The organism is Rhodococcus sp. NPDC019050 (assembly GCF_055664235.1).
This window is the reverse complement of record NZ_JBVOON010000012.1, coordinates 106228-127434: the sequence shown is the minus strand read 5'-3', so window position 1 is coordinate 127434 and position 21207 is coordinate 106228. Positions and strand designations below refer to the sequence as shown.

Genomic DNA, 21207 nt, shown 5'->3' with positions numbered 1-21207 from the left:
CGGGAAGTCTGGTCGGCGATCGATCGACCGCGCCGAGATCCGCCGACCCGAAAGCTGCCCGTGCCCGCCACGTCTGCCCCCGCCTGGAGCACTTCGCTCGCCCGCTTCCTCCGCACCGAAACCGTGGGTGGATCTCTTCTCCTTTTCGCCGCCGCGCTGGCCCTGATCTGGATCAATTCGCCTCTCGGCGACTCCTACATCGCACTCCGCGACTTCGAGATCGGTCCCGAGTCGCTGCACCTTCATCTGTCGCTGGGCACGTGGGCCAAGGACGGACTGCTGGCGGTGTTCTTCTTCGTCGCCGGACTCGAACTCAAACGTGAACTGGTCGTCGGCGAACTCGCGGACCGCAAGAAGGCGCTGCTGCCGGTCATCGCCGCATGCGGCGGGGTGATTCTGCCCGCGATCATCGCCGCGACGGTCGGATGGGGCACGCCCGGGATGGACCGGGGCTGGGCCGTTCCGGTTGCCACCGACATCGCGTTCGCCCTGGGCGTGCTCGCCATCACCGGTTCCCGCATTCCGATCGGTGCGCGAGTGTTCCTCCTCAGCCTCGCCGTGGTCGACGACCTGATCGGCATCGCCCTGATCGCGGTGCTCTTCACGTCGGGGCTGGCGCTTGCCTGGCTGGTCGCAACAGTGGTGCTCGCCGCGGCGTACTGGGTTGCACAACAGCGCCGGATCACCACGGCATGGCTGTACGTGCCGATCGCGCTGCTCACCTGGTACGCCATGTACCGAGCCGGCATCCACGCCACGGTCGCCGGTGTCGCTCTCGGTCTGCTCACGCGAGTGCGCACCGACCCGGGTGAGGAGCATGCGCCGTCCGAGCGGCTCGAACACTGGATCCAGCCGTGGTCGGCGGGCTTGTGCGTTCCGATCTTCGCGCTGTTCGCCTCCGGGGTTCCTCTCGGCGCGGAGATGATCGGCAAGGTCTTCACCGACCCGGTCGGGCTCGCGATCGTCCTCGGTCTGCTCGTCGGCAAGCCGGTGGGCATCTTCGGCAGTTCCTGGCTCGCGATCCGGGTCGGGATCGCGACTCGCCCGACCGGCTTGATGTGGGCGGACATGTTCGCGCTGGCGGTTCTCGGCGCGATCGGATTCACCGTGAGCCTGCTCATCGCAGAACTTTCGCTCGGGGGAATCGACGGCGGCGGTGCCGTCGAGACCGCCAAGGCCGCCGTGCTCGTTACCTCGTTGATCGCATCGATACTTGGTTCGGCGCTACTGTTACGGCGTGGGCGAGCCCACCGCAAGCGGATGGAACCAACCAAAGGGGTCGACTAGTGAGCGTGACGAACGGGAACCGTCCCGGGGACGGTGTGCCGACGAGTATCTCGGGCATTCCGCTGACGAAGGTGGACGCTCCGACGCCGCGGGATGCCAGCGTCGGTGATCTCGTCCGTGATGCGGCCACTCAGGTGTCGACGCTTTTCCGCGCCGAGGTGCAGCTCGCGAAGGCCGAAGTAACCGGTGAGGTCAAGAAGGGCCTGCAGGGCAGTCTCTTCTTCATCCTGGCGCTCGCCGTTCTCACCTTCAGCTCGTTCTTCTTTTTCTTCTTCCTCGCCGAACTCCTCGACGTGTGGGTTCCGCGCTGGCTCGCCTTCCTCATCGTGTTCCTGATCATGGTGGTGGTGACCGCGCTCCTCGCGTTGATCGGTTACATGCGCGTGCGCAAGGTCCGCGCACCGAGCAAGACGATCGACTCTCTCAAGCAGACGAAGTCGATCCTGCCGACGCACCAGGACGACCCCGCCCCGGCTCGTCATCACGCGGCGCGCTGACGCGCCCAGCGATATAGAGGTGTCTCTACCGGACCCGTCCACGGCCCGTTATCCCGGGCCGTGGACGCATCGCGACATCCATGCGAACGGAATCCGATTCCACGCGGTCGAAACCGGCCCGCACGATCCGGACACACCGCTCGTCCTGTTCGTGCACGGTTTCGCGGACCTGTGGTGGTCGTGGCGTCACCAGCTGACCGCTTTCGCAGAGGCCGGGTACCGAGCCGTCGCAGTCGATCTGCGCGGCTACGGCGACTCCGACAAACCCCCGCGCGGGTACGACGGCTGGACCCTGTCCAACGACATCGCAGGGCTCGTCCGTGCGCTCGGGCACAACGACGCGATCCTCGTCGGGCACGCGGACGGCGGTCTCGTCTGCTGGGCGACGGCCGTTCTCCACCCCCGACTGGTGCGTGCGATCGCCGTCGTCGATTCGCCCCACCCGATCTCTCTGCGCGACGGGGCACTGCGCGACCGCGCGCAGCGGAAGGCCCTGTTGCCGACGTTCCTCGCCTATCAGGTGCCGTGGCGGCCCGAACGCCGCCTGGTGCGCGACGACAGCAGCGAGATCGAGCGGCTCGCCCGCCTCCGCTCGGGACCGGAGTGGCGCAACACGCCCGAGTTCGTCGACGTGATGGGCCGCCTGCGATCGGCGATCCGCATCCCCGGCGTCGCGCATTGCACCCTGGAATACCAGCGGTGGGCCTTCCGCAGCCAGTGGCGGCCGGACGGGCGGCGGTTCATGAAGGCGATGGACGTCACGCTCTCCCTACCGATCCTCCAGGTACACGGCGTGCTGGACCCGTACGTCCTGGCAGCGACCTTGCGCCGGTGCGAGCGTCATGCACCCGGGCGTGTCCTGAAGTTCATCGACGGCGCAGGTCACTATGCGCATCAGGAAAAGCCTCAGGCCGTGACGTCAGAACTCCTCGACTTCGTGAAGGCGCTCTGACCCGAAGTTCGCCGGGACTCGCACTCTGAGTCCCGGCGGTCCGGACGACACCACCGACCACGGGAGACCGGCGTCAGACGATGCAGACGCCGGTTTCCACCGGTTCGAACACCGACCCGGCCAGCTGAAGCTGTCGGCTGATCTCTTCGGCCGTGAGCACGAACCCCGTGTCGGAGTCGTCGATCGCCGCGCCGAACACCATGCCCAGGACCAGGCCCTGCGCGTCGACGAGCGGGCCACCGGAGTTGCCCTGACGGATCAGGCCGCGCACCGTGTACACCTCGCGTTCGACAGTTCCGCTGCGGTAGATGTCCGGTCCCTGCAGATCCAGGGTTTCGCGGATTCGCGCGGCACTTGCCGTGTACGGGCCACCGCCCGGATACCCGAGAACGATCGCATTCTCGCCCGAATCGGCGGGCACGGGAGCGAACGCCAGCGGTGCGGCCGTGAGGCCGGGCACCGAGAGGATCGCGACGTCCACAGCGGGGTCGAACAGTACGACCGACGCGTCGAGTACACCCTGCTCCGTGTCGACGGTGACCGCAGCGGTTCCTGCGACGACGTGCGCGTTGGTCATGACCCGTTCCGGAGCCACGACGAAGCCGGACCCTTCGAGTGCCTTCTGGCAACTCGGCGCGAGCCCGTTGATGCGGAGCACGCTGGGATGGAGTTGCGCGGGGACGGGGCTCTCGAGCAGCGAAGCATCCGGGATCGCGACTTCGGTGATCGGCGTCCGTCCGAACGGCCCGATGACTTCGGGCAGTCCCGACGTGTCGAGCAGAGCCGAGAATTCGTTGGGGATCGCGCGCATCCAGTCGGGAGCGAACTCGTCGACCGTGCCGAGGACTTGAGAACCCCGTACCGCGGCGGACACCGTGGGCTGGGTCGTCGCCGTCAGCGGAATGGCGAGGAGCCACGCGGCGACGAGCACGGCGACAGCCTGCAGACCTGCGCCGACGACGCTGTCGGCCGCCCGGACACCGGGGCTGTGGATGCTGCTGCGGGCAGCGCGTCCGAGGACCATCCCGGCCACTTCGCCGATCACGACGAGCACCACGATCAACGCGATGCCGGCCAGTATTCGCATACGGCCCTCTTCGACGTGGACCAGGACGTGCGGCGCGATGAGGATGCCGGCGACGGCACCGAGGAGCACCCCCAGGAAGGCGAGGGCCGACGCGACCGCGCCCTGCCTCAGTCCCGAGGACGCAGCGATGACCACGATCAACAAGATGATCAGGTCGAGCCAACCGGATCCGGTCACGGTTCGACCACCTCGGTCTCCATTTCGGCGAGCACGACATCGAGGTCACGAATGTCGTGGTGATCCCATTCGATTTCCCATCCGGAGACGGCGAACAGCCCTGCGAGCACTCCCGCGGTGAAACCCCACACGAGCATCCCCTCGACCCGGAACGCCGGGCCGCGATACCCGAGTGTGTGTTGTACCTGGAAGCGGTTGCGCGGATCGAGCAGGTCGTGCAGCGACACGCGCACGACACGGGTGGTCTCGGCGGGATCGACGACACCGACGGGGCTCGGGCGTTCCCAGTAGGCGATCACCGGCGTCACGTCGAAGCCGGACGGTGGGATGAACAACTCGGGCAGTACCGCGAGCGGACGCACGCCGGCGGGGTCCAGCCCGGTTTCCTCCTGAGCTTCGCGCAGCGCGGTGTGTTCGGGTCCTTCGTCGCCGGGATCGGCGGCACCACCGGGGAAGGCAACCTGCCCGCTGTGCTGACGCAGTGTCGCCGCGCGCTGGGTGAGCAGCACATCGGCGTCCGCAGGCAGGCCGCCGCGTGCGAGCGGATCGGGGGTCGCCGAACCGCCGAAGAGCACCAGGACGGAGGCCTGCCGGACCGGGATGCCGGCCGGTGCGCGCCGTTCGAGGATCGGGTTGTCGTCGTGCGGATCTTCCGGTTCGAGCGTCGCGACCTTCCGCAACCAGTACGGCGTCATGCGGCCACCCCCAGGTATTCGTCGACCACGGCGGCGACCTCGTCGGCCGAGCGGAACGGCTGCGGGAGCACCTTGGCCACCGAGCCGTCGGCGCGCAGCAGGATCGTCACCGGCAGGACCGCGGGGGCCGCGGTCGCCGCCGGGACACGCCCGGAACCGTCCTGCACTCCGGGCAGGTGCACGTCGTATTCGATCAGCTTGTCGAGGGCATTCGCCTCGTTGGGGTCGGCGTGCACGGTCACCACGTTCACGGCATCCCCGGCACGTTCCGCGAACTCCTCGAGGACGGGCAGTTCCTCGGCGCACGGGCCGCACCACCACGCCCACAGGTTCACCACGGCCGGCTTGCCCGCGAGAGCGGCCGCCAGGTCCACCGTCGAGCCGTCGCCCACGCACTCGAACGTCAACCCGGCGAGCGGCCCGGCCGCGGGTGCTCCGGTTGCGGCAGGACAGGAATCCAGAGCGGCGGCTTCCCGCAGCGGTGCGAGGGCCTGCGGAGTGTCCTGAGCGCGGCGGTCGACGGGTGCGGCCGAGGTGGCGGAACCGGTCGCCGACGGAGCCGGCGCCGAGTCGTTGTCGCGTGGCCAGATCGCGACGATCAGCGCGAGGACCACGACCAGTGCTGCCAGGCTCCATCGGCCTGCTGACGAGGGATGCACCGCGTCACCGACCGGCCAGCGCGAGCAGGTGCTCGGTCTCCGGTCCCTTCACCAGCGCAGCGGCGGTCTGCGGATCGGTGGGCCCGATCCCGTAGGACGGGCAGTCCTTGGCGAGCACGCACACTCCGCACGCGGGTTTGCGTGCATGACAGACGCGTCGGCCGTGGAAGATCACCCGGTGCGACAGCAGGGTCCATTCCTTGCGCTCGATGAGCGAACCCACCGCGTGTTCGATCTTCACGGGGTCGGTTTCCGTGGTCCACTTCCACCGGCCGACGAGCCGCGCGAAGTGGGTATCGACGGTGATTCCCGGCACATCGAAGGCGTTGCCGAGGATGACGTTCGCGGTCTTGCGGCCGATACCGGGCAGCTTGACGAGATCTTCCAGCCGATTCGGGACTTCACCGTCGTACCGCTCGAGCAGCGCCTGGCCCAGACCGATGAGCGAGTTCGCCTTGTTGCGGAAGAAGCCGGTCGTGCGGATGTACTCCTCGAGTTCCGTCCGGTCGGCTTCGGCGTAGGCGCGCGCATCGGGATAGCGGGCGAACAAGGCGGGAGTTACCTGGTTGACGCGCACATCCGTGCACTGCGCGGACAGGATCGTCGCGACCGCGAGTTCGAGGGGCGTCGTGAAATCGAGCTCGCAGTAGACGTGCGGAAATGCTTCGGCGAGCCGCCGGTTCATCCGTCGCGCACGGCGGACCAGAGCGAGCCGGGATTCGGGGCGGGGAGCCGCACCCGACACTCGACGGGGAGCCTGATCGGAGCTCTCGGACGGGGTCGCATGCACCTGGACCACTGTACGGAAAGCTCCCTGCATCGATCCGACCCCGTGTCTCATCTGAGACCTAACCCGTGTTTACTTCCCCCTATGCAAGCTCTCGCTGTGGTGCTTTTCCCAGTGCTGCTGACGCTGTTCGCACTCGCCATGGAGCGTGTCGAGTCCCGCCTGAGTCGGCTTTCCGTCCGCGAGGACGAGGTCGAGGAGTTCCTCGACCAGGCCGATCACGGCGACGTCGCCGCGCTCGCGCGCGAAGGTTTTCCGGGGGCACTCGCCCGGTTCCACCGTCGCCGCCGTCGCGGGTCGAGCGAGGCGGACGGCAGCGCCTCCCATCACGGTCTGGGGACGCGCAGGGCCGGCTGATCCATACACGCGCAGTTACCCTGCGACAAGCTTTTCCGCACCCGAAACACCCGATCCGTGGTGTCGGTCACTCACGCCTTCCGTCGGCACAGTAGAATAGGTAGTCGTACGCCTGACAGGTGACTCCGTCGGATGCCCGTGGACGTGCAGACTATCTAGCAAGACGACGTTTTTTCATTTCCCAAAAGGAGCGCACGTGGACGAGGTCCTGGCCAGAGCAGGCATCTTCCAAGGAGTCGAGCCCTCTGCGGTTGCGGCGCTGGTCAAAGAGCTTCAGCCGGTCGATTTCCCCCGTGGCCATGTCATCTTCAACGAAGGTGAACCCGGCGACCGTCTGTACATCATCGTCTCCGGCAAGGTCAAGCTCGGCCGCCGCTCGCCCGACGGTCGCGAGAACCTGCTGACCATCATGGGCCCGTCCGACATGTTCGGCGAGTTGTCCATCTTCGACCCGGGTCCCCGTACGTCCACCGCGACGACCGTGACCGAGGTGCGTGCGGTGAGCATGGACCGCGAGGCCCTCAAGGCGTGGATCGATCAGCGTCCCGAGATCGCCGAGCAGCTGCTGCGCGTGCTCGCGAGTCGCCTGCGTCGCACCAACAACAGCCTCGCCGATCTCATCTTCACCGACGTGCCCGGGCGCGTCGCCAAGGCTCTGCTGCAGCTCGCGCAGCGTTTCGGCACGCAAGAAGCCGGCGCCCTGCGCGTCACGCACGACCTCACGCAGGAAGAGATCGCGCAGCTCGTCGGCGCGTCGCGCGAGACCGTCAACAAGGCACTCGCCGACTTCGCACATCGCGGTTGGCTGCGCCTCGAAGGCAAGAGCGTCCTGATCTCCGACTCGGAGCGTCTGGCGCGTCGCGCACGCTGACACCACAGCAATACCGACGGGCGGGCCCGGGATGCGATTCGCGTCCCGGGCCCGCCCGCTTCGTATCGTGGGGCTCGAGTCAGGCGAAGCTTCGCAGGTACTCGAGCTGCACGTTCACCGACTTCTCGGCCGCACCCCACAACGACGGATCCACCTCCGCGTACACGTGCTCGACCACCTGCCGCGGGGTCGCGTCCTCGCCGAGGGTGCGCACCGCAGCGCGGACCTGCTCGAGTCGCTGCTCGCGGTGCGCGAGGTAGTCGCGTGCGATCGTCTCGAGGTCGGCCAGTTCGGGGCCGTGGCCCGGCAGCACCGTGTAGCCCTGCCCCAACGCGATCAAGCTCCGCAGCGAGCGCAGGTAATCACCCAGGTCACCGTCCGTGTCGTCGAGAACCGTGGTGCCCCGACCGAGGATCGTGTCGGCGGTGAGGACACTGCGGTCGTCCTCCACGACGAAGGACAGCGAATCCGCGGTGTGGCCGGGAGTAGCCAGAACGCGAATGCGGAGTCCGGCGGCTTCGATGATGTCTCCGTCGGCGAGTTCGCTGCCCCCGCCGTGCCGGTGGTCGGGTGACGAGGCGTGCACAGGGCACTGCGCAAGCTCGGCGAACCGTCCGGCCCCTTCGGTGTGGTCGAAGTGCCGGTGACTGATGAGCGTCGCGGCGACGGGCACCTGTGCGACTCGCGCGAGATGCGCTTCGTCGAGCGGGCCCGGGTCCACCACGACGCATTCGTCGGCGCCGGGCGCGCGGAGGATCCAGGTGTTGGTGCCCTCGAGGGACATCACCGAGGGGTTCTCCGCAAGCATCACGGCAGCGTTCTCGGTGATCTGCCGCAACCGGCCGTACGCGGGGTGGACCAACGCCATGTTCTTGCCTCTCCTGACAGGGAAGTCGTGGTCCACACCACTGTACGAGGGCCTGCTGAAACTGTTCGACGGCATCAGGAAACACCTGCGGGGCCGCGGAACGATTCACGTTCCACGGCCCCGCAGGTCGGTCACCTCGAACTCAGGCCACCTCGAACTCAGGCCACCTCGACGATCAGTTCCACCTCGACCGGTGCACCGAGGGGCAACTCGGCGACACCGACGGCGGATCGGGCGTGCGCGCCGACGTCACCGAACACCTCACCGAGCAGTTCGGATGCCCCGTTGACGACACCCGGCTGGCCGGTGAATCCCTCGGCCGACGCCACAAACCCGACCACCTTGACGATGCTCGCGACATTGTCGAGCCCGACGAGACCGTCGATCGCCGCCAGCGCGTTGAGAACAGCGGTGCGCGCAGCCTCCTTGGCCTCCTCGGGGGACACCTCCGCACCGACCTTGCCCGTGTGGGTGAGGGTGCCGTTCACGAGCGGCAACTGGCCGGACGTGTAGACGGCGTCTCCGAAACGGACGGCCGGCACGTACGCCCCCACCGGCTTGGCAACCGGCGGGAGGGTGATCCCCAGTTCGGCGAGGCGAGAGGTCCATTTGTGCGCCACGGTCAGCCCTTCGGACGCTTCAGGTAGGCCACGTGCTGTTCGCCGGTGGGGCCCTGCAGGACGGTGACGAGTTCCCAGCCGTCGGAACCCCAGGTATCGAGAATCTGCTTGGTCGCGTGTGTGAGCAGGGGCACGGTCGCGTACTCCCACGTAGTCGTTTCACTCATGTCATGACCCTATCCGCCGCCCGAACCGGCGCACGACTTATAGGCTCGGGGTCGTGGCAATACCGACATCTCATTCCGGCGAGTGGCCGGCCGGCGCCGCACAGGCGCGACTGCACTTCGTGTCCGGGAAGGGAGGAACCGGCAAATCCACGGTCGCGGCAGCGCTGGCGCTCGCACTCGCCGCGGGCGGCCGCAAGGTCCTCCTGATCGAGACGGAAGGCCGGCAGGGAATCGCGCAACTGTTCGACGTTGCGCCGTTACCCCCGGTAGAGACGAAGATCGCCTCCGCCGAGGGCGGCGGTGTCGTGTCCGCACTGGCCATCGACATCGAGGCAGCGTTCCTCGAATACCTCGACATGTTCTACAACCTCGGCTTCGCGGGCCGGGCGATGCGCCGGATCGGTGCCGTCGAGTTCGCGACCACCCTCGCGCCGGGCCTACGTGACGTGATTCTCACCGGCAAGATCAAGGAAACCGTGGTCCGGACCGACTCGTCGGGGCGCCGCGTCTACGACGCTGTCGTGGTCGACGCGCCGCCGACCGGACGAATCTCGAGTTTTCTGGACGTCACCAAGGCCATGGCCGATCTCGCGAAGTCCGGTCCGATCCGGTCCCAGAGCGAAGGCGTGGTCCGACTGCTGCATTCGGACGAGACGGTCGTGCATCTGGTGACCCTGCTCGAAGCGCTGCCCGTTCAGGAGACCGCGGATGCGGTCGAGGAACTACAGGCTGCGGACCTGCGCCTGGGCACCGTGATCGTCAACCGCACCGCACCGGAGCATCTCCCCGAAAACCTCGTGGATGAGATCGCCGGCGGGCGGGTACCCGGGGAAGCGATCCGCGCCGCCCTCGGCAGGGTCGGGGTGAAGCTGTCCGACGCCGATTTCGCCGGTCTGCTCACCGAAGCCATCGAGCATGCCGCAACCCTGCAGGCACAGCAGGTCAGCGCCGCTCAACTCGACGACGTGAAGGTGGCACGCATGTCCTTGCCCTCCATGGCCGACGGCATCGATGTCGGCGGGTTGTACGAACTCGCCCACGCGCTGACCGAGCAGGGGGTCCGATGACCGGGAAGGCGCGCGCCGCCGCTCTGCTCGACGTCGGCGAAATCCTGACCGACCCGTCGTCGCGCGTGATCGTGTGCTGCGGCTCGGGCGGCGTGGGAAAGACCACCACCGCGGCCGCACTGGCGCTGCGAGCAGCCGAGAAGGGGCGCAGCGTCGTGGTGCTCACGATCGACCCGGCACGCCGTCTCGCGCAGGCGCTCGGGGTGCAGAGTCTCGACAACTCACCGCAGAAGGTCGAGCTTCCGGCCGGATCCACGGGCGAACTGCACGCGATGATGCTCAACATGCGTCGGACGTTCGACGACATGGTGCTCGAGCATTCGACGCCCGACAAGGCGCAGCAGATTCTGGACAATCCCTTCTATCAGACCGTCGCCTCGTCGTTTTCCGGCACGCAGGAATACATGGCGATGGAAAAGCTCGGGCAACTCGCGCAGAGCGATCAATGGGATCTGATCGTCGTCGATACGCCGCCGTCCCGGAATGCCCTCGATTTCCTCGACGCTCCGCAGCGCCTCGGCGCGTTCCTCGACGGCCGGATGATCCGCATCTTCACCGCGCCGGGCCGGGGCATCGGACGTCTCGTCACCGGCGCGATGGGCATCGCCCTCAAAGCGGTGTCGACCATTGTCGGGAGCCAGATGCTCTCGGATGCGTCCGCGTTCGTGCAGTCGCTCGATTCCATGTTCGGTGGGTTCCGCGAGCGCGCCAACCGCACCTATCAACTGCTCCAGCAGCCCGGAACCCACTTCATGGTGGTCGCGTCCGCGGAACCGGACGCACTCCGGGAGGCCTCGTACTTCGTCGAGCGGCTCGGAGAAGATCGGATGCCGCTCGCCGGTCTGGTGCTCAACCGCACGCACCCGACGTTGTCGAAGATGCCGGCCGACCATGCACTGACCGCGGCCGACGCTCTTGCCGAGAAGGGGGGCGACGACGCGGAGGCAGCCGAAGCCGTCCTGCGTATCCACGCGCACCGGGCCGTGACGGCAAAGCGGGAGCTACGTCTCCTCCGTAGTTTCACCGCCGCGAACCCTCGTGTGCCCGTGGTGGGCGTGCCCTCGTTGCCGTTCGAGGTGTCCGACCTCGAGGCGCTGAGGGCTGTGGCCGACCAGCTCACCCGCGAGGTCTGACCTCGCCGGGTGGGCGGGCGGTGTCAGACCGCGTTCTGGTGGTGGCGCCGTGCGGCGAAGAAATCGGCCCAGGATTCGACCTCGGGATGCTGCTTGAGAAGAGCGCGGCGCTGACGTTCGGTCATGCCTCCCCAGACACCGAACTCGACTCGATTGTCGAGGGCGTCGGCGCCGCACTGGAGCATTACGGGGCAGTGTCGGCAGATGACTGCGGCTTTGCGCTGTGCGGCGCCTCGCACGAACAGTTCATCGGGATCGACCTCGCGGCATCGTGCCCGGGAAACCCAGGCGATGCGAGCTTCTGCTTGGTCGACGTCCAACCGTGCCGTCGGGGTGGTCATGTGCATTCAGTTGCCCCTCTACTCTCCGAACCCCGCTACGCGGTGTTCGATTTGCGCAGGGGCCACGCTGTCGCGCGTCCCCTATAACGCAATCTCCCCTGTCAAGGTGTTACCTGCATCACACTGATGTCTCAATCTAGGTGCCCTGATGCCCGCGCGCAAGGCGAGAAAAACCTTTTCTGGTACGAACGTGCATAGCTGCACGTCGCACGGCATGCCGACGCCCTCAATACGACCGCGGAGCACCGCTGCACGTACTGTGTACTTCGTGTCGATCCGAAGCACGGTGGCGAAGCTTGTCGGTTGTACCGCCCTCGGCGGCGTTCTCGTGGCAGGGATGCTGTTCCCCGCCGCTGGCGGATTCGGGTATGTCTCCAACCGCGCCGCCGACACCGTGGACAACAGTTCCGCCGAACTCGTAGAGGGTGTCGTCCCCGCCGTGACCACGATGGTCGACAACGCGGGCAACCCGATCGCATGGCTGTACGAGCAACGCAGATTCGAAGTACCCAGCGACCAGATCTCCAACGAGATGAAACTCGCGATCGTCTCCATCGAAGACAAGCGGTTCCCCGAGCACCGCGGCGTCGACTGGCAGGGCACGATGCGCGCGTTCCTCACCAACACCACCAGCGGCCAGGTCGAACAGGGCGCGTCGACGATCGACCAGCAGTACGTGAAGAACTACATGCTGCACGTCGTCGCCAAGACCGACGCCGAACGACGGGCCGCGATCGAAACGACCCCGGCCCGCAAGATCCGCGAGATCCGGATGGCGCTCACCCTCGACGAGAAGCTCACCAAGGACGAGATCCTCACCCGGTACCTCAACCTGGTGCCGTTCGGAAACGGTTCGTTCGGCATCCAGGACGCTGCGCAGACGTACTTCGGCATCGATGCGAAGGACCTGAACATCCCGCAGTCCGCGATGCTCGCCGGGATGGTGCAGTCCAGTTCCGCGCTGAACCCGTACACCAACGCCGAGGGCGTGCTCGAACGGCGCAACATCGTTCTGGACACCATGATCGACAACATCCCGGAACGCGCCGCGGAGATCCGCGAGGCCAAACAACTCCCGCTGGGCGTCCTCCCGGAACCGAACACGCTGCCTCGTGGCTGCATCTCCGCAGGTGACCGCGGCTTCTTCTGCGAATACGCGCTGCAGTACCTCGAAAAGGCCGGCATCTCCCGCGAGCAGATCGACAAGGGCGGTTACGTCATCCGCACGACACTCGATCCCGAGGTGCAGGAGTCGGTCAAGTCGTCGCTCGACAAGTTCACCAGCCCCACCGTCGACGACGTGGCCTCCGTGATGAATGTGATCGAACCCGGCCAGGACAGTCACAAGGTTCTGGCAATGGGTTCGAGCCGCACCTACGGCCTCAACGGTGACAACAAGGAAACCGTCCAGCCGCAGCCGTACTCCCTGACCGGCCACGGTGCCGGATCGGTGTTCAAGGTCTTCACCGTCGCCGCAGCAATGGAGCGGGGACTCGGCACGTCCGCTGTGCTCGACGTCCCCAGCCGCTACAACGCGCGCGGTCTCGGTGACGGTGGCGCGCGCGGTTGCCCCCCGGACTACTACTGCGTCGAGAACGTGGCGCCCTACCCTCAGAGCCTGTCGGTGAGCGATGCGCTCGCGCAGTCACCGAACACCGCGTTCGTGAAGCTGATCGAGGCCACCGGCGTCGATTCGGTCGTCGACATGTCCGTGCGACTGGGTCTGCGGTCGTACCTCGAGCCGCGCACGTCCGGGTTCAACGAACAGTCGATGGCGGAACTGCAGAAGGCTCAGCACCTCGGCTCGTACACGCTCGGCCCGACCTGGGTGAATCCGCTCGAGTTGTCGAACGTCGCCGCCACGCTCGCGTCGCACGGCAAATGGTGTCCGCCGTCGCCGATCGAAGGAGTCTTCGACCGCGAGGGTAAGCCCGTGCCGATCACGCAGGAGGCGTGCGAGCAGGTCGTCGAGCCGGGGCTGGCCGACACGCTGGCCAACGCACTGAGCAAGGACACCGCGGGCGGCGGCACCGCATCGGGTGCCGCGGGCTCCGTGGGCTGGAACCTCCCCGTCGCGGCCAAGACCGGTACCACCGAGTCGCACATGTCGTCGGCCTTCCTCGGTTTCACCAACCGGTATGCCGGCGTCGTCTACACCTACGGCGACTCCCCCACGCCGGGCGAGATCTGCTCGAATCCGATCCGGCCGTGTTGGGACGGCGACCTGTACGGCGGTACCGAACCGGCGCGGACATGGTTCTCCGCGATGCTGCCGGTGGCCACCCGCTTCGGTTCCGTCGAACTGCCCCCGGCAGATCCGCGGTACGTCCGCGGCGCCGGCAACGCCCAGGTTCCCGATGTTGCAGGGCTTCCTCGTGAACGCGCGATCCAGCAGCTTCAGGATGCGGGATTCTCGGTGTCCGAAGCCACGGTGAAGGCCGAACAACGCGCGGGCACGGTGACGAACATTTCGCCGTCGGGCTCTGCCGTCCCGGGCAGCACGGTGACACTCTTCGTCAGCGACGGGTCGGTGCGTGTCCCGCCGTCGAGCAGTGCAACGCCCGCCCGACCGGACGGACGCGAGGTCCCCGACACGACGAGTCGCTCCACCCCGGCTCCCATTCCGGGCCGGGAACCGGAACAGTCCGAGTCGTCGAACCCGGACGAGGACTCGTCGGTGACCACCACCCCGAGCAGACCCGACAACTGACCCCGAACAGATGAGTCAGGGCGCGACCTCCTGGAGGTCGCGCCCTGAGTCGTTTACGGTCCCGCGAAAACCTAGAGCCGGGAGCGGACCGCCGACGAGATCCGCTTGCCGTCTGCTTTGCCCGCGGCTATCGCCGTCGCAACCTTCATGACCTGGCCCATGTTCTTCGGGCCGGGTCGCTCACCGATCTCCTCCGCAACCTGGCCGATAGCGGTGTCGACGACGTCGACGAGTTCGGCATCGGTCAGCGGGGTCGGGAGGTACTCGTCGATGATCCGTCCCTCGGCGTGCTCCTTCGCGGCGAGTTCACCGCGACCGTTCTCCGTGTAGACCTCGGCCGCTTCGCCGCGCTTCTTCGACTCGCGCGCCAGCACCTTGAGGATGTCGTCGTCGGAGAGTTCGCGGGCTTGCTTACCCGCCACCTCTTCGGTCTGGATTGCGGACAACATCATCCGGATTGTCGCCGTGCGCAGCTTGTCCTTGTCCTTCATCGCCGCGGTGAGGTCTGCGCGCAGCGTGGATTTGAGCGAGGGAGTGGTGTCGGTCATGGAGGAAACGCTACGCGGAGACCACGAACACCGTGCACGGACGAGCGGCGGCGGTAGGCTGGATGTGTGCCTGACGTTTCTGCTCTTCGCCGCATCGCGGTCGGTGCCGCCGGAGCTTCGGCTCTCGGCCTCGGCTACGCAACTCTGATCGAACGCAACGCCTTCACGTTGCGGGAAGTGACGGTCCCGGTGCTCGCGCCCGGCGCGTCCACGCTCCGGGTTCTCCAGATCAGCGACCTGCACATGATGCCCAACCAACGGCTCAAGCAGAACTGGCTGCGCGAACTCGATTCGCTCGATCCCGACCTCGTAGTCGACACCGGCGACAACCTCGCGCACCCCAGGTCGGTTCCGGCCGTCGTGCAGGCGCTCGGTGGCCTCCTCGCCCGGCCCGGTCTGTTCGTGTTCGGGAGCAACGACTACTTCGGCCCCGTTCCGAAGAACCCGTTCGCGTACTTCGACAAGGATCACGACCGCGTGTACGGACCGCCGCTGCCCTGGGGCGATCTGCGGGCCGCCTTCACCGAACGCGGCTGGCACGACATGACGCATGTGCGGCGCGACATCGAGGTGGGCGGCGTCCGTATCGCCGTGGCCGGTGTCGACGATCCGCATCTCGAACGCGACCGGTACGAGACGATCGCCGGCCCGGCTGATCCGACCGCCGATCTGCGTCTCGGGTTGACGCACTCCCCCGAACCGCGCGTCCTCGATCGCTTCGCCGCCGACAACTACGATCTGGTGCTCGCCGGCCATACCCACGGCGGACAGCTGTGCCTGCCGTTCGTCGGCGCACTGGTCACCAACTGCGGCATCGACCGGTCGCGGGTGAAGGGCCCGTCGCGGTGGGGTTCGCACATGCAGCTCCACGTATCCGCCGGACTCGGCACATCGCCGTTCGTTCCCGCGCGGTTCTTCTGCCGTCCGGAAGCGACGTTGCTGACGCTCGTACCGGCGCCTCGGGAGACGACACGACGGACGTTCGACGCCACTGCTGAAAGCGCCCGATCTCCCCGCTGACCAGCGGATTTAACCTTCCACCGAGTCGTGCTGTAAGCTAACCGAGGTTCATCACGGGGTGTGGCGCAGCTTGGTAGCGCGCTTCGTTCGGGACGAAGAGGTCGTGGGTTCGAATCCCGCCACCCCGACTCGTAGAAGGACTCATCAGGGCGCTTTCTCCTCACGGAGAAAGCGCCCTGCTTCGTTTTCACTCGGTGTCGCCGCAGCTCGAATTCGTACTCCGGGATTGTTTGCTTCCCTTTTTCGAACCTGATCCCGGTATCCTCCGATCATGGGGCGGAGACACATCTCGGTGCGCGGGAAGTCGGCAAGCACCCCGCAGGACACCGAACCCGCGACGCCCGGCACTCAAAAACCCGGAACCCGCCGACGCCGGCTCGCGATTCTCGCGCTCGTGTTCGTCGCCCTGATCGGCGCGGGGGTGCCCGTCTACGTGGCCCCGCAGGTCGAGATCATGGATCTGCACCCGGAGCGACGCGCCGACGTCATCTTCGTCCTCGGCGGCGGCGCGTACGAGCGCTATCCCTATGCTCTCGAACTCGCGCTGCTCGACTTCGCACCCCGTGTCGTCATGTCGAACCCCCGGGGCTCGCGCGACATCTGGATGTCCGACCTGTGCGATTCCCAGCGTTACGACTTCCCCGTCACGTGCTTCGAACCCGACCCGTCGACCACACGCGGAGAGGCGCAGGAACTACGCCGGCTCGCAGATCTCTACGACTGGAAGCGGGTCATCGTGGTCACGTCCGTACCGCACATCTCGCGGGCGCGCTTCATTCTCGACCGCTGCTTCGACGGCGAACTCATCATGGCCGCCAGCCCCGAGAACATCTCCCTCTCGTACTGGGCGTGGACCTACGCGTACCAGACCGCCGGTTACGCGCGCGCGTTCTCGCACACCTGGTGCTGAACGCGCGCACGGAAGGACGCTAGCGTCAGGGCAGCAGACGATCGAGGAAGTCGTTGCTGAACACGCGGTGGGGATCGTGGCGATCGAACGCCGACAGCGCCGCGTCCCAACCCTCGTCGGACGACAATCCGTCGCGGTACATCGCGGGAATGGTGCCGCCGAGGAATTTGGCGTCGCGGTATCCGCCCTCGTCGTCGAACGCCCACCCCTTCGACCATTCGGATCGGAAGGTCGCGTAGTCACCCGAATAGCGGTCGGCCATCCACTGTTCCATCTCGCGGAAGAACGACGACAGCCCCGCGGTGCCCGGAATGGACACGACGTTCATCCAGATCGCGGTGTCCCAGTCCGGGCGGTCGGGCCGAGGGCGTACGGGTGAGAGGTTGGGCGCCCCGGCCGATTCGGTGAGCACCTCGGATTGATCGTCGATACGGCACAGCCGGACCTCGAACGGCATGTTGACCGGATACTGCCCCAGCGACGCGTAGTAGGTCATCCGCTCGTGCAGCCACGTCGTGAAGTCGTGGATGACCTGGGCGATGTTCTCGCGCCGGGTCACCACCACGCCTCCACCGGCGACGACACGCAAGGTCGTTGCCCGAAGGTAGAACATCAGGTCCTTCGACCATCCCCACAGATCGTCGGTGTCGGTGGCCACGAGCCCTGCTGCGACCGCGCCGAACTGCGAGGCGCCGAACGCGGGTGTGACGGCCTGGTTGCCGCTCGCCACTGCAGCGAGCGCATCGGTCACCGGTTCGGGGATGCTGTCGGAGAACACGTAGGGGTAGGGCCCGAACACCTCACGAGACTCTGCCGGCTTCTCCGGACTGACCGACCAGACCTTGAGCCACGGGGTCTCCGTGAAAGGAAACCAGATGGCTTCGACGCGTCCGTGTTGCTCGACGTAGCGCTCGAACGTGCGGCCCGGGGCACCCGGCGGGGCGAAGAGTTCGCGCCACGGCACGTCGGTGGAACTCTGGCAGCGCACCCGGTAGTTCGCGCCGGCCTGCAACGTGACCGAGGTGACGAAGCTCCGTCCGAGGTGCGCGAGCAGAGGCGTGATCTCGGCGTCGGAGCGACGGAACTCGCGCAGTTCGTAGGACCCCGCGGCGTCGTTCCATACGACAGCGGTGAGGGCGAGCACGAGGTTCGACAGCGACCCGAACGACTGACCGGGAACGACCGTCTCACCGGCGGCGGGGTACGTCGAGCCGTGCGCTCCGATCGACAGCGCACCGGCGATCGAGATGTCCCCGATGGCCGGGGAATTCGCCCAGCCGAGCCCCTCCTGCTGGAGGGCGCTCAGGATGGCTTCGATGCTCGCGCCGGCGTCGGCGGTGACCGTCGCCGGATAGCCGGTGGGATCGACCGATACAGAATTCAGTTGCGACATGGTGTCCACCAGGACGACCTTCTCGACGTTCTGTCCGGCTTCGAGGGTGAGGGGGCTCCAGCTGTGCATCGAGCCGCGGGGCCGGATGCGGTAACCGTGGAGTCGCGCCCAGTTGGCCAGACGCACGACGTCCTGAGCGTCGCGTGCGGTGGCGGTCCACACGGCGTCGAATCGGATCGTCTTCGCCCAGTTGACGAACTGCTGCTGGGCGAGCGGGATGTCGGCCGGGAATTCCGGAGGCGCCGCAATGGTCGCGGCGGGATCTCCGAGCGGTACGGCCCCGGCGAGGTTCCAGCCCGTCCCCATCACGAGCGCGGCGCCGGCCGCGGCACCGAGAAGACCACGGCGACTGAGGATGGGACCAGAGGCGCGAATGCTCACGGTGGCGAGCTCCGTTCTGTCGGGACGAGCCGGGACCAGGCCCTAAAAATAGAACAAGTTCTCTTTTTACGCCATAGCCCGAACCATCGACACCGACCGGCGGAACCGGCTGTGCTCGAACCGCACCGACGCGCTCACCTCGGAGCACGCGGCGGCGTTTTCTATGTCAGGAAGGCGAGACCGGATGCCTCCAGAGTCTCGATGATGTACTCGGGAGCGCCGTCGATGGACCAGACGGCGAACGCCACCGTCGCGAGGGTGAGCGCCGGCCCGAGGACCACAAGTTCGAACGGCCCTCCGGCCCTGATCGCAATCATCTTCGGGAGTTTGATCTCCCACCAGCGGGAACCGCGCCATGGAACGAACGGCGCGAAGAACGGGATCCCTTCCTTCGTGATGGCGTCACCGATGCAGTGCGTGACGCACCCGAGCGCAACCGCGACACCGAGCCCCGTCGACCCCACCTCCCCCGGGAACCACCGCCACGTGAGAATCGACAGCACCGCGGCGACGGCCGTGACGGTGAACCACCCGTTCTTCTTCGCCCAGCTACCGAACAATCCCCGCAGTGCCAGGCCCAGGGTCACGAACAGGACCGCGATGACGGCCGCCCGGTCGAACCGCGCGACCAGCAAGGACACCCCTGCTCCGAGCAGAGCGGCGAACAACGCGGTGTGGGTCATCGTGCGATGGCCACCGCGGCGCTTTCCGTCACGTCGGCCCTTGGTGATCGAGTAGTACCCCAGCGACACCTTGTCGATCCCGCGCGCCGCGACCTGACTGATCGGGCCGAACGAACGCGACACGGTGGATTGCGCCGTGTCTAGGTCGGGCAGTAGTGCTGCGCCCGAGCAGACGGCCGCGAACGCGAAGGCCTCGGCCGTCGAGGTCGGCCCGCCCCACTCCCGCGGTAGTACGTCGGCGACGATGAGGCCGACGAGCGCCCCTGACACTGCATGGGTAGGGCCCATCACCATCTCGGACAACACCTTTCGACGCACGGAATCCAGTTCGGCCCCGGTGGACGAGCCACCGGGGCCGAGCTATCAACCTAGCAATCACATCAGACCCACCCGTCACACGGATGTTCGAATGCGTCGAAGGGCAGACGACGAGTGCTTACGCTCCCGCGAGCACACCTTCCTCGACCTTCTTGCCGAGTTCGGCGTCGACGTTGCGCCAGTATTCGAAGATGCGCTCGTAGAGTGCCTCCGAGGTCCCGCCCAGCACGTGGCCGATGATGTTGCTCGCGAGTCGCTCGCGCGCCGCGTCGTCGAGAACCTCACGGACGAGGATGCCGGCCTGCACGAAGTCCCCGTCTTCCGGGTGTTCAATGTATCCGGCACGCACCGCTTCGGTTCCGAACGTCCACAGTCCGTCGTCTCCGGCACGTTCGGGATCGGCATGCGGACCACCGAAACTGTTCGGCGCATAGACCGGCGTGCTCGGGTCGTTGAACCGGTACGCCATGTTGCCGTCCTGGGAGTAGGAGTCGACCGTGTTCTTCGGTGCGTTCACCGGCAACTGCGCGTGGTTGGCACCGATGCGGTAGCGATGGGCGTCGGCGTAGGAGAACACGCGGCCGAGCAGCATCTTGTCGGGCGACAACCCGATTCCGGGAACGACGTTCGACGGCGCGAACGCCGCCTGCTCGATCTCGGCAAAGAAGTTGCGCGGGTTGCGATTCAGGGTCCAGGTACCGACCTTGACGAGCGGGTAATCCTTCTGCGACCACACCTTGGTGACGTCGAACGGATTGAACCGATAGGTCTCCGCCTCGGCGACCGGCATGATCTGCACGTGCAGCGTCCAACTGGGGAACTCGCCCCGCTCGATCGCGTTGTACAGGTCGGCGCGGTGGTAGTCCGGATCGGTTCCGGCGAGGGTGTCCGCTTCGGCCTGCGTCAGGAACTCGATGCCCTGGTCGGTCTTGAAGTGGTACTTCACCCAGAAACGCTCACCGGCGGCGTTGATCCACTGGTACGTGTGCGAACCGAAACCGTCCATGTTCCGCCACGAGCGCGGGATGCCGCGGTCGCCCATGAGCCAGGTCACCTGATGTGCCGACTCCGGTCGCAGCGTCCAGAAGTCCCACTGCATCGTGTGGTCGCGAAGGCCCGAGCCCCGCAACCGCTTCTGGGAGTGGATGAAGTCCGGGAACTTGATCGGATCCTTGATGAAGAAGACCGGGGTGTTGTTACCGACGATGTCGTAGTTGCCGTCTTCGGTGTAGAACTTCACGGCGAAACCGCGCGGATCCCGCCAGGTGTCGGGGCTGCCCTGCTCGCCCGCAACCGTTGAAAAGCGCACGAGCGACTCGGTTTTCGCACCCGGCTGGAAGAGTGCGGCCTTGGTGTACGCGGAAACGTCTTCCGTGACCACCAGTTCGCCGAATGCTCCGCCGCCCTTGGCGTGCACGACGCGCTCCGGCACCCGCTCACGGTTGAAGTGCGCGAGCTTTTCGATCAGGTAGTGATCGTGCAGGAGAATCGGCCCTTGAGGTCCCGCGGTGAGCGATTCGTTGTCGCTCGCGACGGGAATACCGACGTCGTTGGTGGTGAACCGGGTGTTCGACATTTCGATGACCTCCGAAGTAGCATCCCCGGATCTCGGGTATGCGTGATCGGCACGGGTCGCGTGAGCGAGTCCGTGCTAGTGCAAACGGTTTACGGGTGGGGGG

22 protein-coding genes and 1 tRNA gene are annotated in these 21207 nt (G+C 66.7%); 11 read left to right on the top strand and 12 right to left on the bottom strand.

The features are described from left to right. Positions 1-60 precede the first annotated feature (60 nt). From nhaA to AC0B44_RS14190, 3 genes are read left to right on the top strand one after another with little or no spacing between them, the layout of a single operon-like run. Entirely contained in the window at positions 61-1287 is a 1227-nt protein-coding gene (gene nhaA / locus AC0B44_RS14200) for a Na+/H+ antiporter NhaA (protein WP_471903486.1), read from the top strand. Further along, on the top strand, positions 1287-1784 hold the full coding sequence (locus AC0B44_RS14195) for a phage holin family protein (RefSeq protein WP_471903485.1): 498 nt from the start codon (positions 1287-1289) through the stop codon (positions 1782-1784). Before nhaA ends, AC0B44_RS14195 begins: the two co-directional genes overlap by 1 nt. Positions 1785-1803: 19 nt before the next feature. Beyond that, the gene (locus tag AC0B44_RS14190; RefSeq protein ID WP_471903484.1) at positions 1804-2736 is read left to right on the top strand and encodes an alpha/beta fold hydrolase; all 933 of its coding nucleotides are present in this window, start codon (positions 1804-1806) and stop codon (positions 2734-2736) included. A gap of 73 nt (positions 2737-2809) precedes the next feature. On the opposite strand, the gene AC0B44_RS14185 is transcribed toward AC0B44_RS14190, so the two are convergent. From AC0B44_RS14185 to nth, 4 genes are read right to left on the bottom strand one after another with little or no spacing between them, the layout of a single operon-like run. Beyond that, positions 2810-4000, bottom strand: a complete 1191-nt coding sequence (locus tag AC0B44_RS14185; protein ID WP_471903483.1) for a MarP family serine protease — start codon at positions 3998-4000, stop codon at positions 2810-2812. Beyond that, complete coding sequence (locus tag AC0B44_RS14180; RefSeq protein WP_471903482.1) at positions 3997-4695, bottom strand: NUDIX hydrolase; 699 nt, start codon at positions 4693-4695, stop codon at positions 3997-3999. The genes AC0B44_RS14185 and AC0B44_RS14180 overlap by 4 nt, the downstream gene beginning before the upstream one ends. Further along, positions 4692-5354 (bottom strand): TlpA family protein disulfide reductase, encoded by a 663-nt coding sequence (locus tag AC0B44_RS14175; RefSeq protein ID WP_471903481.1) that lies wholly within the window; start codon positions 5352-5354, stop codon positions 4692-4694. Before AC0B44_RS14175 ends, AC0B44_RS14180 begins: the two co-directional genes overlap by 4 nt. Positions 5355-5358: 4 nt before the next feature. After that, complete coding sequence (gene nth / locus AC0B44_RS14170) at positions 5359-6174, bottom strand: endonuclease III (protein WP_471903480.1); 816 nt, start codon at positions 6172-6174, stop codon at positions 5359-5361. A gap of 51 nt (positions 6175-6225) precedes the next feature. On the opposite strand from nth, the gene AC0B44_RS14165 reads away from it, so the two are divergent. Both AC0B44_RS14165 and AC0B44_RS14160 read left to right on the top strand, forming a co-directional pair. Continuing rightward, the gene (locus AC0B44_RS14165; RefSeq protein WP_471903479.1) at positions 6226-6498 is read left to right on the top strand and encodes a hypothetical protein; all 273 of its coding nucleotides are present in this window, start codon (positions 6226-6228) and stop codon (positions 6496-6498) included. Between the two features lie 196 nt (positions 6499-6694). Next, entirely contained in the window at positions 6695-7369 is a 675-nt protein-coding gene (locus AC0B44_RS14160) for a Crp/Fnr family transcriptional regulator (RefSeq protein ID WP_471903478.1), read from the top strand. A 79-nt stretch (positions 7370-7448) separates the two neighbouring features. On the opposite strand, the gene AC0B44_RS14155 is transcribed toward AC0B44_RS14160, so the two are convergent. The 3 genes from AC0B44_RS14155 to AC0B44_RS14145 all read right to left on the bottom strand — a co-directional run bounded on the left by AC0B44_RS14155 (position 7449) and on the right by AC0B44_RS14145 (position 9024). Then, positions 7449-8237 (bottom strand): MBL fold metallo-hydrolase, encoded by a 789-nt coding sequence (locus AC0B44_RS14155; protein ID WP_471903477.1) that lies wholly within the window; start codon positions 8235-8237, stop codon positions 7449-7451. A gap of 158 nt (positions 8238-8395) precedes the next feature. After that, the gene (locus tag AC0B44_RS14150) at positions 8396-8857 is read right to left on the bottom strand and encodes a RidA family protein (RefSeq protein ID WP_471903476.1); all 462 of its coding nucleotides are present in this window, start codon (positions 8855-8857) and stop codon (positions 8396-8398) included. Between the two features lie 2 nt (positions 8858-8859). Then, positions 8860-9024, bottom strand: a complete 165-nt coding sequence (locus AC0B44_RS14145; RefSeq protein ID WP_169623058.1) for a DUF4177 domain-containing protein — start codon at positions 9022-9024, stop codon at positions 8860-8862. 53 nt (positions 9025-9077) lie between these two features. Between AC0B44_RS14145 and bagA the strand changes: the two genes are divergently transcribed. Both bagA and bagB read left to right on the top strand, forming a co-directional pair. Next, positions 9078-10091 (top strand): ATPase BagA, encoded by a 1014-nt coding sequence (bagA, locus tag AC0B44_RS14140; RefSeq protein WP_471903475.1) that lies wholly within the window; start codon positions 9078-9080, stop codon positions 10089-10091. Continuing rightward, positions 10088-11224, top strand: coding sequence for an ATPase BagB (gene bagB / locus AC0B44_RS14135; RefSeq protein ID WP_471903474.1), 1137 nt, complete (start codon positions 10088-10090; stop codon positions 11222-11224). Before bagA ends, bagB begins: the two co-directional genes overlap by 4 nt. A 23-nt stretch (positions 11225-11247) precedes the next feature. Here bagB and AC0B44_RS14130 read toward each other — a convergent pair whose 3' ends face one another. Continuing rightward, positions 11248-11571, bottom strand: a complete 324-nt coding sequence (locus AC0B44_RS14130; RefSeq protein WP_471903473.1) for a WhiB family transcriptional regulator — start codon at positions 11569-11571, stop codon at positions 11248-11250. Positions 11572-11851: 280 nt separating this feature from the next. Here AC0B44_RS14130 and AC0B44_RS14125 point away from each other — a divergent pair, with 280 nt between their 5' ends. Next, positions 11852-14275: a transglycosylase domain-containing protein gene (locus AC0B44_RS14125; RefSeq protein ID WP_471903513.1), complete on the top strand. Its 2424-nt coding sequence runs from the start codon at positions 11852-11854 to the stop codon at positions 14273-14275. A 71-nt stretch (positions 14276-14346) separates the two neighbouring features. Here AC0B44_RS14125 and AC0B44_RS14120 read toward each other — a convergent pair whose 3' ends face one another. Further along, positions 14347-14823 (bottom strand): GatB/YqeY domain-containing protein, encoded by a 477-nt coding sequence (locus tag AC0B44_RS14120; protein WP_471903472.1) that lies wholly within the window; start codon positions 14821-14823, stop codon positions 14347-14349. A gap of 66 nt (positions 14824-14889) precedes the next feature. On the opposite strand from AC0B44_RS14120, the gene AC0B44_RS14115 reads away from it, so the two are divergent. The 3 genes from AC0B44_RS14115 (at position 14890) to AC0B44_RS14105 (ending at position 16753) form a co-directional block, all read left to right on the top strand. After that, on the top strand, positions 14890-15843 hold the full coding sequence (locus AC0B44_RS14115; protein ID WP_471903471.1) for a metallophosphoesterase: 954 nt from the start codon (positions 14890-14892) through the stop codon (positions 15841-15843). A 54-nt stretch (positions 15844-15897) separates the two neighbouring features. Next, positions 15898-15971 (top strand) — tRNA-Pro (locus tag AC0B44_RS14110). Positions 15972-16114: 143 nt separating this feature from the next. Beyond that, positions 16115-16753, top strand: coding sequence for a YdcF family protein (locus tag AC0B44_RS14105; protein ID WP_471903470.1), 639 nt, complete (start codon positions 16115-16117; stop codon positions 16751-16753). Positions 16754-16778: 25 nt separating this feature from the next. On the opposite strand, the gene AC0B44_RS14100 is transcribed toward AC0B44_RS14105, so the two are convergent. The 3 genes from AC0B44_RS14100 to AC0B44_RS14090 all read right to left on the bottom strand — a co-directional run bounded on the left by AC0B44_RS14100 (position 16779) and on the right by AC0B44_RS14090 (position 21104). Next, on the bottom strand, positions 16779-18452 hold the full coding sequence (locus AC0B44_RS14100; protein ID WP_471903512.1) for a cholesterol oxidase substrate-binding domain-containing protein: 1674 nt from the start codon (positions 18450-18452) through the stop codon (positions 16779-16781). Between the two features lie 236 nt (positions 18453-18688). After that, positions 18689-19504 (bottom strand): metal-dependent hydrolase, encoded by an 816-nt coding sequence (locus tag AC0B44_RS14095; RefSeq protein WP_471903469.1) that lies wholly within the window; start codon positions 19502-19504, stop codon positions 18689-18691. A 142-nt stretch (positions 19505-19646) separates the two neighbouring features. Further along, the gene (locus AC0B44_RS14090; RefSeq protein WP_471903468.1) at positions 19647-21104 is read right to left on the bottom strand and encodes a catalase; all 1458 of its coding nucleotides are present in this window, start codon (positions 21102-21104) and stop codon (positions 19647-19649) included. Positions 21105-21207 lie beyond the last annotated feature (103 nt).